This window comes from Stenotrophomonas cyclobalanopsidis (assembly GCF_008710035.1).
Lineage (GTDB): Bacteria > Pseudomonadota > Gammaproteobacteria > Xanthomonadales > Xanthomonadaceae > Stenotrophomonas > Stenotrophomonas cyclobalanopsidis.
Genome location: NZ_VYKI01000034.1, coordinates 1 through 14,603 on the forward strand (window position 1 = coordinate 1; position 14,603 = coordinate 14,603).

The following is a 14,603-nucleotide window of genomic DNA, read 5'->3' on the forward strand; positions in this document are numbered from 1 at the left end:
AGAAAACTGGCCAGGATTGCGTGGGGCGTATTCAAGAGTGGCAAGGAATTCGACCCAGCCATGCTGAAGGTAGGCCAAGCCTGCTTCCAACAGGCTTGACCACGAACATAGGATCTCGGCTCTACAGTAGATCCACGTCATGCGTGGATCCGGCCCGGCTCAGTCGTGCAGCTGGCGGGGCTTTTTCCAGAACTGCCAGCGCTGGCGCTTGTCCAAGTGGAACTGCAGGCCGTCTTCGAAATCCAGCACCAGACGCTGCAGTTCTCCGCGCTGCAAGGCCACCAGCAGCGGGCGGATGGCATCGTTGCCCAGCTGCTGCAGCGAACGCAGCTGGCGCAGGTCGACCAGGGCATCGACGGACTGCTCGCCATCCACCGACACGCCGGCAGCCTGGGCCAGGCCCTGCAGCAGGGCGTCGCGGCTGCGGACCTGCACGTGCGGCGTGGTCACCGACACCGGCATCACGCCGCCGCCCCAGAACCACAGCGAATTGATCGGCTGCTGGCCCTGTGCGGCACGCTGCCGGTTCCACGAATGGTTGTGCAGCAGTACCTGCGCCTCGGTCATCAGGGCACGCCAGCGACGGCCGGCCTCGCCTTCGGGCAGGTGCGAGAACAGGTCATCGCCCAGCACGTCGTCAGGGCTGTCGAAGGTCGGCAGGTCGATGTCGATCGGCAGGCGCAGGTACCAGCGCGCCGGATCCGGCGCATCCAGCACGAAACCGGCATCGGCGAACAACGGCTGCAGCACCGGCAGCAGTGCAAGGCTGTCGGCCAGGGTCGGCCGCAGCGTCTCGCCGTGGCCCATCATCCGCGCACCGTGCATGTCCGGCACCATGCAGGCCGGATCGGCACGCAGCCAGCACGCGCCGGCGGCATCGCCGACATCGCGCTGGCGGGTCAGTGCGGCCACCGGCCAGTGCGGCGCGGCCACGGTGAAGTGGCGCTGGAGCTGGGCGCGTTCACCCGCATCGCGCTGCACGGCGGTGGCGCGGCCCAGCGCGCGCGCCACCTCGTCTGGCAGTGCAGCCGCTGCAAAGCGGCTGCGTGCCGGCAACAACAGGGTCGCCGTTGCCACCCGGTCAGGCCACGTAGCTGACGCTGACGATCTCGTACTCGCGCTGGCCGGCCGGGGCGTCGATCACGATCGAATCGCCTTCCAGCTTGCCGATCATCGCGCGCGCCACCGGCGAGGAAATGGCGATCAAGCCCAGCTTGATGTCCGCTTCCAGGTCACCGACGATCTGGTACTTCTTCTCTTCGTCGGTTTCCACGTCGGCCAGGGTCACGCTGGCGCCGAACACCACCTTGGAGCCGGCATTGAGCTTGCTCACGTCGATGATCTCGGCGTGCGAGAGCTCGCCTTCCAGCTGCTTGATGCGGCCTTCGATGAAGCCCTGTTCCTCGCGCGCGGCGTGGTATTCGGCATTCTCCTTCAGGTCGCCGTGCTCACGCGCTTCGGCGATCGCGGCGATCACCTTCGGGCGCTTGACCGACTTCAGGTGATCCAGTTCATCGCGCAGCTTCTGCGCGCCCTTCATCGTGATGGGGGCTCTCATGCGTTCAACTCCTTGTGCAGCTCCTGCAGCGACCAGACGGGGCCGGTGCCGCGGAATTCCAGTGAATCCACCAGCGCCTTGGCGCCGGCAATGGTGGTCGAGTAGGTGACGCGGTGCTGCAGCGCCTCGCGACGGATCGAGAACGAGTCGTTGATCGCAGCACGGCCTTCGGTCGTGTTGACGATGTAGACGATCTCGCCGTTCTTGATCGAATCGACGATGTGCGGACGACCTTCGACCACCTTGTTGATGATCTCGCAGTCCATGCCGTGCTGCTGCAACCACGCGGCGGTGCCACGGGTAGCGACCAGGCTGTAGCCACGCGCCAGCAGCGCCTTGGCCACCGGCAGCACGCGCTTCTTGTCCGGGTCACGCACCGAGACGAAGGCCTTGCCGACCGGCGGGGCCTTGATGCCACCCGCTTCCTGCGCGCGCGCGAAGGCGGCATTGAAGGTGCGGCCGACGCCCATCACTTCACCGGTGGAACGCATTTCCGGCCCAAGGATCGGGTCGACGCCCTGGAACTTGGCGAACGGGAAGATCGCTTCCTTCACCGAGTAATAGTCCGGCACGATCTCTTCGGTCGCGCCCTGCTCGGCCAGGGTCTTGCCGGCCATGCAGCGCGCGGCGATCTTGGCCAGCGCCATGCCGGTGGCCTTGGACACGAACGGCACGGTGCGCGAGGCGCGCGGGTTCACTTCCAGCAGGTAGATGGTGTCATCGCCATCGTCGTTGGTCTGGATGGCGAACTGGGTGTTCATCAGGCCGACCACGTTCAGGGCCTTGGCCAGCTCCACCACCTGGCGGCGCAGCTCGGCCTGGGTCTTGGCCGACAGCGAGTACGGCGGCAGCGAGCACGACGAGTCACCGGAGTGCACGCCGGCTTCTTCGATGTGCTCCATCACGCCGCCGATCAGGACGTTGCCATCCTTGTCGGCGATGATGTCCACGTCCACTTCCACGGCGTTGTCCAGGAAGCGGTCGAGCAGCACCGGCGAATCGTTGGACACCTTCACCGCGTCGCGCACGTAGCGGGCCAGGTCGGATTCACCGTAGACGATTTCCATCGCACGGCCGCCCAGCACGTAGCTCGGGCGCACTACCAGCGGGTAGCCGATCTCACGGGCCAGCAGCAGGGCTTCCTGGTCGTTGCGGGCAATGCGGTTCGGCGGCTGCTTGAGCTTCAGCGACTCAACCAGCTGCTGGAAGCGCTCGCGGTCTTCGGCCAGATCGATCGAATCCGGGCTGGTGCCGATCACCGGCACGCCGTTGGCTTCCAGCGCGCGCGCCAGCTTCAGCGGGGTCTGGCCGCCGTACTGCACGATCACGCCCTTCGGCTGTTCCAGTTCGACGATTTCCAGCACGTCTTCCAGGGTCAGCGGTTCGAAGTACAGGCGGTCGGAGGTGTCGTAGTCGGTCGACACGGTTTCCGGGTTGCAGTTGACCATGATGGTTTCAAAACCATCTTCGCGCAGCGCCAGTGCCGCGTGCACGCAGCAGTAGTCGAACTCGATGCCCTGGCCGATGCGGTTCGGGCCACCGCCGAGGATCATGATCTTGTTGCGGTTGGTGGGCGCGGCCTCGCACTCGTCCTCGTAGGTCGAGTACAGGTAGGCGGTACCGGTGGAGAACTCACCTGCACAGGAATCGACGCGCTTGTAGACCGGGCGCACCTTGTGGGCACGACGCAGCGCACGGATGGCCGCTTCGTTGGTGCCGGTCAGCTGGGCCAGGCGGGCGTCGGAGAAACCGGCACGCTTCAGCTTGCGCAGGCGCGCAGCGTCCAGTGCATCGATGCCACCGGCAGTGACTTCAGCTTCGGCCGCGATGATTTCCTCGATCTGGTCCAGGAACCAATGGTCGATGAAGGACAGCGCGTAGATCTCTTCCACGCTCATGCCGGCGCGGAACGCGTCGGCCACGTAGAACAGGCGCTCCGGGCCCGGGGCCTTCAGTTCGCGGCGCAGGGTCTGCAGGTCGTCTTCGCTGCTCAGGTCCAGGCCGGTCGGGTCGAAGCCGACCTTGCCGGTTTCCAGGCCACGCAGGGCCTTCTGCATCGACTCCTGGAAGGTGCGGCCCATCGCCATCACCTCACCCACCGACTTCATCTGGGTGGTCAGGCGGGCGTCGGCGGCCGGGAACTTCTCGAAGGCGAAGCGCGGGATCTTGGTGACGACGTAGTCGATGGACGGCTCGAACGAGGCCGGGGTCAGGCCACCGGTGATCTCGTTCTTGAGTTCGTCCAGGGTGTAACCCACGGCCAGCTTGGCCGCGACCTTGGCAATCGGGAAGCCGGTGGCCTTGGAGGCCAGCGCCGAAGAGCGCGACACGCGCGGGTTCATTTCGATGACGACGACGCGGCCGGTGGTCGGGTTGATGCCGAACTGCACGTTCGAGCCACCGGTGTCGACGCCGATCTTGCGCAGCACGGCGATGGAGGCATCGCGCAGGCGCTGGTATTCCTTGTCGGTCAGGGTCTGCGCCGGGGCCACGGTGATCGAGTCACCGGTGTGCACGCCCATCGGGTCCAGGTTCTCGATCGAGCAGACGATGATGCAGTTGTCCGCGGTATCGCGCACCACTTCCATCTCGAACTCCTTCCAGCCCAGCACCGACTCTTCGACCAGCACTTCGGTGGTCGGCGACAGTTCCAGGCCGCGGCTGACGATGTCGACCAGCTCTTCGCGGTTGTAGGCAATGCCGCCACCGCTGCCGCCCAGGGTGAAGCTGGGGCGGATGATGGTCGGGTAGCCGACGCGGGTCTGGATCTCCAGCGCTTCGTCCAGGGTGTGGGCGACGGCGGCGGTCGGGCACTCCAGGCCGATTTCACCCATGGCGACGCGGAACAGCTCGCGGTCTTCAGCCATGCGGATCGCTTCGCGCTTGGCGCCGATCAGTTCGACGTTGTACTTCTCCAGTACGCCATTGTCGGCCAGGTCCAGCGCGCAGTTCAGCGCGGTCTGGCCACCCATGGTCGGCAGCAGTGCATCGGGCTTTTCCTTGGCGATGATCTTCTCGACCGTCTGCCAGTTGATCGGCTCGATGTAGACGGCGTCGGCCATCTCCGGGTCGGTCATGATGGTGGCCGGGTTGCTGTTGACCAGCACCACGCGGTAGCCCTCGTCACGCAGGGCCTTGCAGGCCTGGGCCCCGGAGTAGTCGAACTCGCAGGCCTGGCCGATGACGATCGGGCCAGCACCGATGATGAGGATGGTCTTGAGGTCAGTGCGCTTGGGCATTTTCTTCTCTAAGTCAGTACAGCGTGACAAGGGGGAGTGATCGCACGCTGTCGATCAGGAATCTTGATCCACAGCGCCGCGCCAGGGGCAGCAGCGATGCGGGGGGCTTACGGTCCATCGCGACGCCACCGGCAAGCCGGCGGCGAACTGATCACGCCTTGCTCTGTTCCATCAGCGCCACGAAGCGGTCGAACAGCGGGCCGACATCGGTCGGGCCGGGCGACGCTTCCGGGTGGCCCTGGAACGAGAAGGCCGGCACGTCGGTGCGGGCGATACCCTGGTTGGTACCGTCGAACAGCGAACGGTGGGTCACGCGCAGGGTGGCCGGCAGGGTCGATTCGTCGACCGCGAACCCGTGGTTCTGCGAGGTGATCATTACCCGGCCGTCGTCCAGGTCCTGCACCGGGTGGTTGGCGCCGTGGTGGCCGTGACCCATCTTCATGGTCTTGGCGCCCGAGGCCAGGCCCAGCAGCTGATGGCCCAGGCAGATGCCGAAGGTCGGGATCTTCACGTCGATGAAGGTCTTGATCGCTTCGATGGCGTAGTCGCACGGTTCCGGGTCACCCGGGCCGTTGGACAGGAACACGCCGTCCGGCTTCAGTGCCAGCACCTCGGCAGCCGGGGTCTGCGCCGGCACCACGGTCACTTCGCAGCCGCGCTCGGCAAGCATGCGCAGGATGTTGGTCTTCACGCCGAAGTCGTAGGCAACGACCTTGAACCTGGCCGGCACGCTGACGAACGCGTTGGCGTCCAGATCCAGCTGGCCTTCGGTCCAGGTGTAGGTCTTCCCGGTAGTGACAACCTTGGCCAGATCCATGCCCTTCAGCCCCGGGAACTTGCGGGCGGCTTCCAATGCCTTTTCCACGTCGATGTCGCCGGCCATCAGCGCACCGTTCTGCGCGCCCTTCTCGCGCAGGATGCGGGTCAGCTTGCGGGTGTCGATGCCGGCGATGGCGACCACGCCACGCTGGATCAGCCAGTCCTGCAGCGACAGCTGGCTGCGCCAGTTGCTGGGGCGGCGCGGCACGTCGCGCACGATCAGGCCGGCCGACCACACCTTGGACGCTTCATTGTCCTGGTCGGTCATGCCGGTGTTGCCGATATGCGGATAGGTCAGCGTGACCATCTGCCGGGCGTAGGACGGGTCGGTCAACACTTCCTGGTAACCGGTCATGGCGGTGTTGAACACCACCTCACCGACGGACAGGCCGGGCGCGCCTACGGATTCGCCCTCGAATACGGTGCCGTCTTCGAGGACGAGGATTGCGGCTTGGGTCACGGAAATCTCACTTTGGCTACCGAGGGGGCTGCCGAAGTCACGCCTGCGCTTCACGGAAATCCGGTTGCAAAAAAGCGCGGACGTACGGTCTGGGACCGGTCCGGCTTTCGTGATTCGGCGAGTGCGAATTGTAGCGCTGCCGGGGCGCTCGCGCCAGCGGTTAAATCGCTTTATGAACAGGCGATTGCGTATTCATTTCAATCCGGCAGCGTATGCAGCGCCCGCCGGTAGCGCCGGGCCGTGCCCGGCGGAGCTGACACCGACGCCGGGCATGGCCCGGCGCTACCAATTAACGGGGTCCGTCCAGCAGGTCCCGCACCCGATAGCTGCCCGGCGCCCGCCCCTGCAGCTGGCGGGCGGCAAACAGCGCGCCGCGGGCGAAGATGTCGCGGTTGGTCGCGCGGTGCACCAGCTCGATGCGCTCACCCAGTCCGGTGAACTGCACCAGGTGCTCGCCGACGATGTCGCCGGCTCGCAGGCTGGCGTAGTGCGGCTCCGCCCCGCCCCGCTGCGCGGCCGCGCCCAGAGTCAGCGCGGTGCCCGACGGCGCATCCTTTTTCTGCGTGTGGTGCGACTCGACCACGTCGCAGTCCCAGCCGGCCAGCGCCTGTGCGGCACGCTCGACCAGTTCATCCAGCACCGCCACGCCCAGGCTGAAGTTGGACGCCCAGACCAGCGGAATCGCGCCCGCGGCTGCCTCCAGCGCCTGCCGCTGCACGCTGGAAATGCCAGTGGTGCCCGACACCAGGCCCGCACCGCGCTCCACGCACAGCGCCAGCATCGGGTCGAAGCCCTCGGGCAGGCTGAAGTCGATGGCCACGTCGAACGCCGGCGCGCCTGCCAGCTCGCTGGCGGCGAAGTACGGCACGCCCTCGATCACGCGCTGGGCCGGTGCACGGCCCGTCACGGCGGCCACGACCTGCAGGGTTTCGGGGTGTTCGGCAGCCAGGCGCAGCAGAGCCTGGCCCATGCGCCCGGAAGCGCCATGGATGAGCAATCGCAGGGGAGTCTGGTTCATTCACGCAGGCTAGCGGCAGCGCGCAGAACCGTCCAGTAGATCCACGCCATGCGTGGATGAGACCAACGCGATTCAGTCGAGCAAGCTCGACTCTACCGCTTGGTCGGCCCGCAGCTGTCGCAGCCGCCACACGCACCACCGCCACCGCTGGCCGGGGGCGCGATCTTCCGTCCCAGGCCCTGCATCCAGGCCGCACGGCCCGGCTTCAGCAGGGCCAGTGCCAGCGTGCTGCGCAGTCTGCGCGTGATACCCGGGAACTGCTTCTTCATCACCACCCACACGCTGGCCAGCACGGCCACCGCGACGATGAGGTACTGGATCAGCAGGCCGGCGTCCATCAGCCGCCTCCCAGCGCCACGGTCACCTGGTAGGTGATCAGTGCCGCCACGTAGGCCGCCGCGAACAGGTACAGCGCCGAGAAGCCCATCGTCTTCCACGAGTTGGTTTCGCGCTTGATGGTGGCCAGCGTCGAAATGCACATCGGTGCGTAGATGAACCACACCATCAGCGCCAGGCCGGTGGCCAGCGACCAGCCATCGGCCACCACCGGCGACAGCGCCGAGATGGCCGCATCATCGTCCGCCGCCGACAGCGCGTAGACCGTGGCCAGCGAGGACACCGCCACTTCGCGCGCGGCCAGGCCCGGGATCAGCGCGATGCAGATCTGCCAGTTGAAGCCCAGCGGCGCGAAGATCGCGGTCATCGCATGGCCGATCTGGCCGGCATAGCTGTAGTCGATGGCCGGCAGGGTGGCGTCGGCCGGGGCGCCTGGGAAGGTCAGCAGCACCCACAGCAGGATGGTCAGGGCCAGGATGATGCCGCCCACCCGGCGCAGGAAGATCATGCCGCGCTCGTACAGGCCCACGGCCAGGTCGCGCACGTGCGGCAGGCGGTAGGACGGCAGTTCCAGCATCAGCGGGTGCTCGCTCTTGTCGCGGCGCCACTTCTTCATCACCCACGACATCACCAGCGCGCTGAGGATGCCGGCCACGTACAGGCCGAACAGCACCAGGCCCTGCTGATTGAAGATGCCGACCTTGCCGGCCGGGATGAACGCGCCGATCAGCAGCGCATACACGGGCAGGCGTGCCGAGCAGGTCATCAGCGGCGCCACCAGGATGGTCGCCAGGCGATCGCGCGGGTCCTGGATGCTGCGGGTGGCCATGATGCCGGGCACCGCACAGGCGAAGCTGGACAGCAGCGGGATGAACGAACGGCCCGACAGGCCGGCGCCCGCCATCATGCGGTCGAGCAGGAAGGCCGCGCGCGGCAGGTAGCCCGACTCCTCCAATGCAAGGATGAAGGCGAACAGGATCAGGATCTGCGGCAGGAACACCACCACGCCACCGAGGCCGGCGATGATGCCGTCGGTCAGCAGGCTGGTCAGCGGGCCTTCGGGCAGCACGCCGCCAACGAACTCGCCCAGCCAGCCGAAGCCGGCTTCGATGCCGTCCATCAGCGGCGTCGCCCAGGCGAACACCGCCTGGAAAATCAGGAACATGACCACCACCAGGGTGGCCAGGCCGAACACCGGGTGCAGCAGCCAGCGGTCCAGGGTGTCGTCGATCTTCGCGGTGCGCGCCGGCATGGTGACGGCGGCGGCAAGAATGCTGCGCACCTTGGCGTGGTAATCGATGCCGCCCTCGACGCCGGCCAGCGGCGCATCCAGGTGCGGCACCATCGCATCGAGGCGATCGACCAGCGCCTTGGCGCCCTGCTTGCGCACGGCCACGGTTTCCACCACCGGCACGCCGATCTCGCGCTCCAGCGCGGCCACGTCGATGCGGATGCCACGGCGCTGGGCCGCATCGACCATGTTCAGCGCGATCACCATCGGCTTGCCCAGCTCACGCAGTTCCAGCGCGAAGCGCAGGTGCAGGCGCAGGTTGGTGGCGTCGATCACGCACAGCAGCACATCCGGCGCAGCCTCGCCCGGGTAGAAGCCCCGGCAGAGGTCGCGGGTGATCGCCTCATCCAGGCTGGCCGGCTGCAGGCTGTAGGCGCCCGGCAGATCGAGCACGGCGAACTCCCGGCCGGACGGCGCACGCAGGCGGCCTTCCTTGCGCTCGACGGTGACGCCGGTGTAGTTGGCGACCTTCTGCCGGCTGCCGGTCAGCTGGTTGAACAGCGCGGTCTTGCCGCTGTTGGGATTGCCGACCAGCGCGATGCGCAGGGGAGCGGCGTTGACGGCAGCATTCATGCACGGGACTCCACACGGGCGGTGTCGATGACGATCCGCTTGGCTTCGCTGATACGCAGCGCGAAACGGGTGAACCCGACCTGCACCAGCAGCGGTTCACCGCCGACCGGCCCCTTGGCCACCAGGCGCACTTCCTCGCCCTTGACGAAGCCCAGCTCGCGCAGGCGCCGGGCGATGGCATCGTTGGCGTGCAGATCCTGCACGGAATCGACCACGGCCGGCGTGTGCAGGGGCAGTTCGGACAGCGTCATCTAGCGCGATCTCAGCTGGATGTAAATGGTTCTCGATTCTATCATTCCCGCGTCGCGTCATGGCCCATGACCAGTGGGCCGCTATGATCCATACAGGTATGGAGCAACCCCGGAATCCCATGAACGATGCTTTGCTGACCGAGCGCGATGGCGCCGTCCTGACCCTCTGGCTGAACCGGCCGGAACTGCACAACGCCTTCGATGCCAGCCTGATCGCCCACCTGACCGCCGCCCTGGAAGCCGCCGGCCGCGACCCGGCAGTGCGGGTGGTGGTGCTGGCCGGCCACGGCGCGTCCTTCTCCGCCGGCGCCGACCTGCAGTGGATGCGCGGCATGGCCACCGCCAGCGAGGCCGAGAACCGGAAGGATTCACTGGCCCTGGCGCGCCTGATGCGCACCCTGGACGAGCTGCCCAAGCCGACCCTGGCCCGCGTCCATGGCGCAGCCTTCGGTGGCGGCGTCGGCCTGGTCGCCTGCTGCGACATCGCCATCGCCACCAGCGTGGCCCGTTTCGGCCTGACCGAAAGCCGCCTGGGCCTGCTGCCGGCGGTGATCTCGCCCTACGTGATCGAGGCCATCGGGCCGCGCCAGGCCCGCCGCTGGTTCGCCACCGGCGAACAGTTCGATGCAGAAACCGCGCTGCGCATCGGCCTGGTCCACCAGCTGGTCGAGCCTGAGCGCCTGGACGACGCCGTGCATCGCCAGCTGGCCCTGCTGGACAAGGCCGGCCCGATCGCCTCGTCCTCGGCCAAGGAACTGGTCCGCCAGGTCCGCGACAGCCACGACCGTGACACCCTGGATCGCGACAATGCCGCCCTGATCGCGCGCCTGCGCGTGTCGGCCGAGGGTCAGGAAGGGCTGGGCGCATTCCTCGACAAGCGTGCACCGCACTGGGTCACGGAGGCCTGACATGCTCGACCACATCAGCCTGAGCAGCGCCGACCTGCCGCGCAGCAAGGCGTTTTTCCTGCAGGCACTGGCCCCGCTGGGCATCGGCCTGCTGATGGAAGTCACTGCCGAGCAGACCGGTGATCGGGATCACGCCGGCTTCGGCGCCGACGGCAAGCCCTTCTTCTGGATCACCACTGGCGGCAGCGCCAGCCAGGGCGTGCATGTGGCCTTTGCCTGCGGCAGCCGCGCCGAGGTCGATGCCTTCCACGCCGCCGCACTGGCAGCCGGCGGCCGCGACAACGGCGCCCCCGGCCTGCGCCCGTGGTACCACCCGAACTATTACGCCGCCTTCGTGATCTGCCCCGATGGCAACAACATCGAAGCGGTCTGCCACCGCCCGGCCTGATTCCCGCGCAGGAATCTGGCCGCTTTCGCGGCCGACCTGCGTATCCCTGTTGGCAGCCCGGTGGAGACCGGGCCGCCCCCGCTCTCCAGGACCCCCCGTGATCGCATCCGCTTCCGCACCTGCCGCCCGCCCCACCCCGCCCGCCATGGAGGTGCACCGATGAGCGATTTCGTCCGCATCGTCGAAGTAGGCCCGCGTGACGGTCTGCAGAACGAAAAGCAGGCGGTGGCCACCGCCGACAAGATCGCCCTGATCGACCGCCTGTCCGCCACCGGCCTGCGCACCATCGAAGCGACCAGCTTCGTCAGCCCGCGCTGGGTGCCACAGCTGTCCGATGCGGCCGAGGTCTACGCCGGCATCGACCGCCGCGCCGGCATCGCCTACCCGGTGCTGGTGCCCAACGAGCAGGGCTATGACCGGGCGCGTGCCGTCGGCGTGCAGGAAGTGGCGGTGTTCACCGCCGCCTCCGAGGCCTTCAACCGCACGAACACCAATGCCGGCATCGACGAATCGCTGGCCCGCTTCGCACCGATCCTGCGCCGCGCTGCCAAGGACGGGGTGCGCGTGCGCGGCTACGTCTCGACCGTGCTCGGGTGCCCCTACCAGGGGGAAGTGCCGCTGGCCGACGTGGTGCGCGTCGCGCGCGCCCTGCATGACATGGGCTGCTACGAAATCTCGCTGGGCGACACCATCGGCGTCGGCACCCCGCACAAGGCGCGGGCCATGCTGAAAGCGGTCGCCGACGAGATCCCGATGGACGCCCTGGCCGTGCACTTCCACGACACCTACGGCCAGGCCATCGCCAACATCGCCAGCTGCCTGGACGAAGGCGTGCGCGTGGTCGACAGCGCGGTGTCCGGCGCCGGCGGCTGCCCCTATGCCAAGGGCGCCAGCGGCAACGTGGCCAGCGAGGACGTGGTCTACCTGCTGCAGGGCCTGGGCCTGGAATGCGGCGTGGACCTGCCGGCCCTGGCCGAAACCGGGCGCTGGCTGGCCGGCCTGCTCGGTCGCGCCACCGCAAGCCGGGTCGGGCAGGCCCTGGCGGCGACATGAACGACAGCGGCCCGCGCGACGTCCCGGCCTACGGCGAAGCATCCGCCGTGACCGACGACGCGCTGGCCGCACTGCAGGCCGCGCTGGCGGGCGCCCCGCCCGCCGCGCAGGCAAGACTGCTGCGCCAGGCGATGGAAGCACTGATCGACGCCCGCCTGCGCATGGGCGAGGCACAGGAACGCTACGCCGCCCTGTTCGATGCGGTGCCCGACCCGGTCAGCATCCTCAGCGCCGACGGCGTGGTGCTGGACGTCAACCGCGCCGGCGTCCACGCCTACGACCGTCCACGCGAGGCGATCGTCGGCCAGCCGATCGAACTGCTCAATCCCGACCTGCCAAGCGACCACCTTCAGCCGGTCTGGGAAGCGCTGAACCGCGGTGACACTTATGTCATCGAAGTGACCAACATGCGCGGTGATGGCAGCCGCTTCCCGGTGGAGGTGCATTCGGCCGGCTTCCAGGACCATGGCCAGCCCTGCATCGTGGCCGTCGCGCGCGACCTGAGCGGCCGCTGGCGTGCCGAATCGCGCTACCGCCTGCTGATGGAATCGATCGACAAGGGCGTGATCCTGTTCGACCGCACCCTGCGGGTGATCTCGGCCAACCCGGCCGCGCACCGCATCCTCGGCATCGCCAGCAATGGCAATCCCTTCGACACCCTGCTCGACCCCGAGGCCTGGCTGATCGTCGACGAGCATGGCAACACCCTCACCCAGGCACAGTGGCCGGCCATCCGCTGCTTCCAGGCCGGGCGGGTCATCCGCAGCACGATCATCGGCCTGTACCACCGCCCGCGCGGGCGCATGCTGTGGCTGTCGACCACCAACGTGCCGGTATTCGGCACCGGCTGCGACCAGGCCGACCATGTCTATTCGATGTTCAGCGACATCACCGAGCTGAAGCGCAACAACCTGCTGTTCGCGCGGGCGCAATCGCTGGCCCACATCGGCGGCTGGGAATGGGACCGCAGCCTGCAGCGCCTGTACCTGACCGACGAAGCACGACGCATCGTCGGCCAGCCCGACGACCTGCAGGACATGACCGACCTGCTCGACTGCCTGCGCAGTGATGACCGCGCCTCACTGCAGCAGGCCCTGGCCGACACCATCGAACACCGCAGCAGCTTCGGCCTGGAAATGCAGGGCCAGCGCCGCGACGGCCACTCGTTCTGGATCCGGATGATCGGCGAGGTCTCCACCGGCGACGTCGATGCCGCGCGCATCACCGGCACCGTGCAGGACATCACCGAACGCAAGCAGGCCGAAGAGACCCTGCGCGTGCAGGCGCGCACCGACCCGCTGACCGGCATCATGAACCGCGACGCGGTGCTTACCGACCTCGGCGTGCGCATGGGCAGCCCGGGCCACGACCGGGTGGCGGTGCTGTACATCGACCTGGACCGCTTCAAGGTGGTCAACGACCTGCTCGGCCACAACGCCGGCGACGGGCTGCTGATCGAAGCGACCCGGCGCATCGCCACGGCCATCGGTACCGAAGGCCTGCTCGCCCGCTTCGGTGGCGACGAGTTCCTGGTGCTCTGCGACCTGCGCGACCAGCCAGACCAGGCCGAGCAGCTGGCCGAGCGCATCACCGCCGCGTTCTCCTCGCCCTTCCAGCTGGGCAGCGACGAATTCCAGGTCACCGCCAGCATCGGCATCGCCAAGGCCCCGGGCGACGGCGACCGCCCGCAGCAGCTGATCCAGAACGCCGACACCGCCATGTACGAGTGCAAGCGCCGCACCCGCAACGGCTGGCACGTGTTCTCCCAGGAACTGGCCGAGCGCCAGAACGACCGCCTGCAGATCGAGAGCCGGCTGCACAAGGCGCTGGACGGCGATGAGTTCCGCCTGGTCTACCAACCCCAGATCAACCTGCGCACCGGCGCCATCATCGGCTGCGAGGCGTTGATGCGCTGGCACAACGGCCAGCTGGGTCAGATGCGCCCGGACCTGTTCATCGGCCACGCCGAGCACACCGGCGACATCGTGCGGATCGGCCAGTGGGCGCTGCGCGAGGCCTGCCGGCAGGTGCGGCAATGGCAGGATGATGGCCTGGAGACGATGCGGGTGGCGGTCAACGTGTCCTGGCGGCAGTTCGTCGGCGAGGACCTGGCCCGCTGGGTACGCCAGGCGCTGGACGAGTTCGAGCTGCCCGGTACGGTGCTGGAACTGGAGTTCACCGAGCGGGTGCTGATCGAGGACGCGCCGGACACCCTGCGCACCTTTGCCCGCCTGCGCGAGATGGGCGTGATGCTGACCATCGACGATTTCGGCGAGGGCTACAGCGCGCTGAACTACCTGCGCCGGCTGCCGATCCACGGCCTGAAGCTGAGCCAGCTCTTCGTCGAGGGCATCCCGCACAACCGTTCGGACGTGGCGGTGTGCGAGGCGGTCTGCGCGATCGCCCGCAGCCTGGGCCTGGAGGTGGTGGCCGAGGGCGTGGAAACCGAAGCGCAGCGCCAGTGCCTGCTGGGCCTGGGGGTGACCATCGGCCAAGGATTCCGTTTGCCCCGGGCCTGCCCGCCGGCGAGTTCGAGCGGCGGCTGCGCGGGCGCGAGCCGCCCGGCATGGCCCGCGGCGTCGCCGAGTAGCGTCGAGCTTGCTCGACTGCTCTGCCCCCCCCCCAGTCGAGCAAGCTCGACTCTACCGCCCCTGCCCGATTGCAGCAGCGCATAACAGCGCGCGCCGTGGCTTCCGTTAGAATCGGCGG

General features: G+C 67.9%; 12 protein-coding genes and 1 pseudogene. 5 read left to right on the plus strand and 8 right to left on the minus strand.

What is annotated here, in order from left to right:
• Window positions 1–99 (plus strand): annotated as a pseudogene (locus FJU31_RS19680) (IS110 family transposase); the annotation flags it as partial.
• Between the two features lie 60 nt (window positions 100–159).
• Here the strand turns inward: FJU31_RS19680 and FJU31_RS17390 are convergent.
• From FJU31_RS17390 to FJU31_RS17425, 8 genes are all read right to left on the minus strand, one after another.
• Window positions 160–1,077, minus strand: a complete 918-nt coding sequence (locus FJU31_RS17390) for a phosphoglycerate mutase (protein WP_150455854.1) — start codon at window positions 1,075–1,077, stop codon at window positions 160–162.
• 4 nt (window positions 1,078–1,081) lie between these two features.
• Window positions 1,082–1,546 (minus strand): transcription elongation factor GreA, encoded by a 465-nt coding sequence (gene greA / locus FJU31_RS17395; RefSeq protein WP_481562401.1) that lies wholly within the window; start codon window positions 1,544–1,546, stop codon window positions 1,082–1,084.
• A gap of 8 nt (window positions 1,547–1,554) precedes the next feature.
• The gene (carB, locus tag FJU31_RS17400; protein ID WP_150455855.1) at window positions 1,555–4,797 is read right to left on the minus strand and encodes a carbamoyl-phosphate synthase large subunit; all 3,243 of its coding nucleotides are present in this window, start codon (window positions 4,795–4,797) and stop codon (window positions 1,555–1,557) included.
• Between the two features lie 151 nt (window positions 4,798–4,948).
• A complete protein-coding gene (gene carA / locus FJU31_RS17405) occupies window positions 4,949–6,076 on the minus strand; it encodes a glutamine-hydrolyzing carbamoyl-phosphate synthase small subunit (protein WP_150455856.1) in 1,128 nt (375 codons plus the stop codon).
• A gap of 289 nt (window positions 6,077–6,365) precedes the next feature.
• Window positions 6,366–7,094, minus strand: a complete 729-nt coding sequence (gene dapB, locus FJU31_RS17410; RefSeq protein ID WP_150455857.1) for a 4-hydroxy-tetrahydrodipicolinate reductase — start codon at window positions 7,092–7,094, stop codon at window positions 6,366–6,368.
• Window positions 7,095–7,186: 92 nt separating this feature from the next.
• The gene (locus FJU31_RS17415) at window positions 7,187–7,432 is read right to left on the minus strand and encodes a DUF6587 family protein (RefSeq protein ID WP_150455858.1); all 246 of its coding nucleotides are present in this window, start codon (window positions 7,430–7,432) and stop codon (window positions 7,187–7,189) included.
• Window positions 7,432–9,294: a ferrous iron transport protein B gene (feoB, locus tag FJU31_RS17420; RefSeq protein ID WP_150455859.1), complete on the minus strand. Its 1,863-nt coding sequence runs from the start codon at window positions 9,292–9,294 to the stop codon at window positions 7,432–7,434. Before feoB ends, FJU31_RS17415 begins: the two co-directional genes overlap by 1 nt.
• Window positions 9,291–9,545 carry a FeoA family protein gene (locus tag FJU31_RS17425; RefSeq protein ID WP_108768733.1) on the minus strand — a complete coding sequence of 85 codons (255 nt, stop codon included), beginning with the start codon at window positions 9,543–9,545 and terminating at the stop codon, window positions 9,291–9,293. Before FJU31_RS17425 ends, feoB begins: the two co-directional genes overlap by 4 nt.
• A 119-nt stretch (window positions 9,546–9,664) precedes the next feature.
• Between FJU31_RS17425 and FJU31_RS17430 the strand changes: the two genes are divergently transcribed.
• The 4 genes from FJU31_RS17430 to FJU31_RS17445 all read left to right on the plus strand — a co-directional run bounded on the left by FJU31_RS17430 (window position 9,665) and on the right by FJU31_RS17445 (window position 14,569).
• Window positions 9,665–10,453 (plus strand): enoyl-CoA hydratase/isomerase family protein, encoded by a 789-nt coding sequence (locus FJU31_RS17430; protein ID WP_150455860.1) that lies wholly within the window; start codon window positions 9,665–9,667, stop codon window positions 10,451–10,453.
• A gap of 1 nt (window position 10,454) precedes the next feature.
• Window positions 10,455–10,841, plus strand: coding sequence for a VOC family protein (locus FJU31_RS17435; protein WP_150455861.1), 387 nt, complete (start codon window positions 10,455–10,457; stop codon window positions 10,839–10,841).
• A 159-nt stretch (window positions 10,842–11,000) separates the two neighbouring features.
• A complete protein-coding gene (locus tag FJU31_RS17440) occupies window positions 11,001–11,894 on the plus strand; it encodes a hydroxymethylglutaryl-CoA lyase (RefSeq protein WP_150455862.1) in 894 nt (297 codons plus the stop codon).
• Window positions 11,891–14,569, plus strand: coding sequence for a sensor domain-containing protein (locus tag FJU31_RS17445; protein ID WP_246161429.1), 2,679 nt, complete (start codon window positions 11,891–11,893; stop codon window positions 14,567–14,569). The genes FJU31_RS17440 and FJU31_RS17445 overlap by 4 nt, the downstream gene beginning before the upstream one ends.
• Window positions 14,570–14,603 lie beyond the last annotated feature (34 nt).

Coding starts and splice junctions, on each gene's coding strand:
- carB (WP_150455855.1), bottom strand. CDS start 4,797: ATGCCCAAGCGCACTGACCTCAAGACCATCCTCATCATCGGTGCTGGC.
- dapB (WP_150455857.1), bottom strand. CDS start 7,094: ATGAACCAGACTCCCCTGCGATTGCTCATCCATGGCGCTTCCGGGCGC.
- FJU31_RS17415 (WP_150455858.1), bottom strand. CDS start 7,432: ATGGACGCCGGCCTGCTGATCCAGTACCTCATCGTCGCGGTGGCCGTG.
- feoB (WP_150455859.1), bottom strand. CDS start 9,294: ATGAATGCTGCCGTCAACGCCGCTCCCCTGCGCATCGCGCTGGTCGGC.
- FJU31_RS17425 (WP_108768733.1), bottom strand. CDS start 9,545: ATGACGCTGTCCGAACTGCCCCTGCACACGCCGGCCGTGGTCGATTCC.
- FJU31_RS17430 (WP_150455860.1), top strand. CDS start 9,665: ATGAACGATGCTTTGCTGACCGAGCGCGATGGCGCCGTCCTGACCCTC.
- FJU31_RS17435 (WP_150455861.1), top strand. CDS start 10,455: ATGCTCGACCACATCAGCCTGAGCAGCGCCGACCTGCCGCGCAGCAAG.
- FJU31_RS17440 (WP_150455862.1), top strand. CDS start 11,001: ATGAGCGATTTCGTCCGCATCGTCGAAGTAGGCCCGCGTGACGGTCTG.
- FJU31_RS17445 (WP_246161429.1), top strand. CDS start 11,891: ATGAACGACAGCGGCCCGCGCGACGTCCCGGCCTACGGCGAAGCATCC.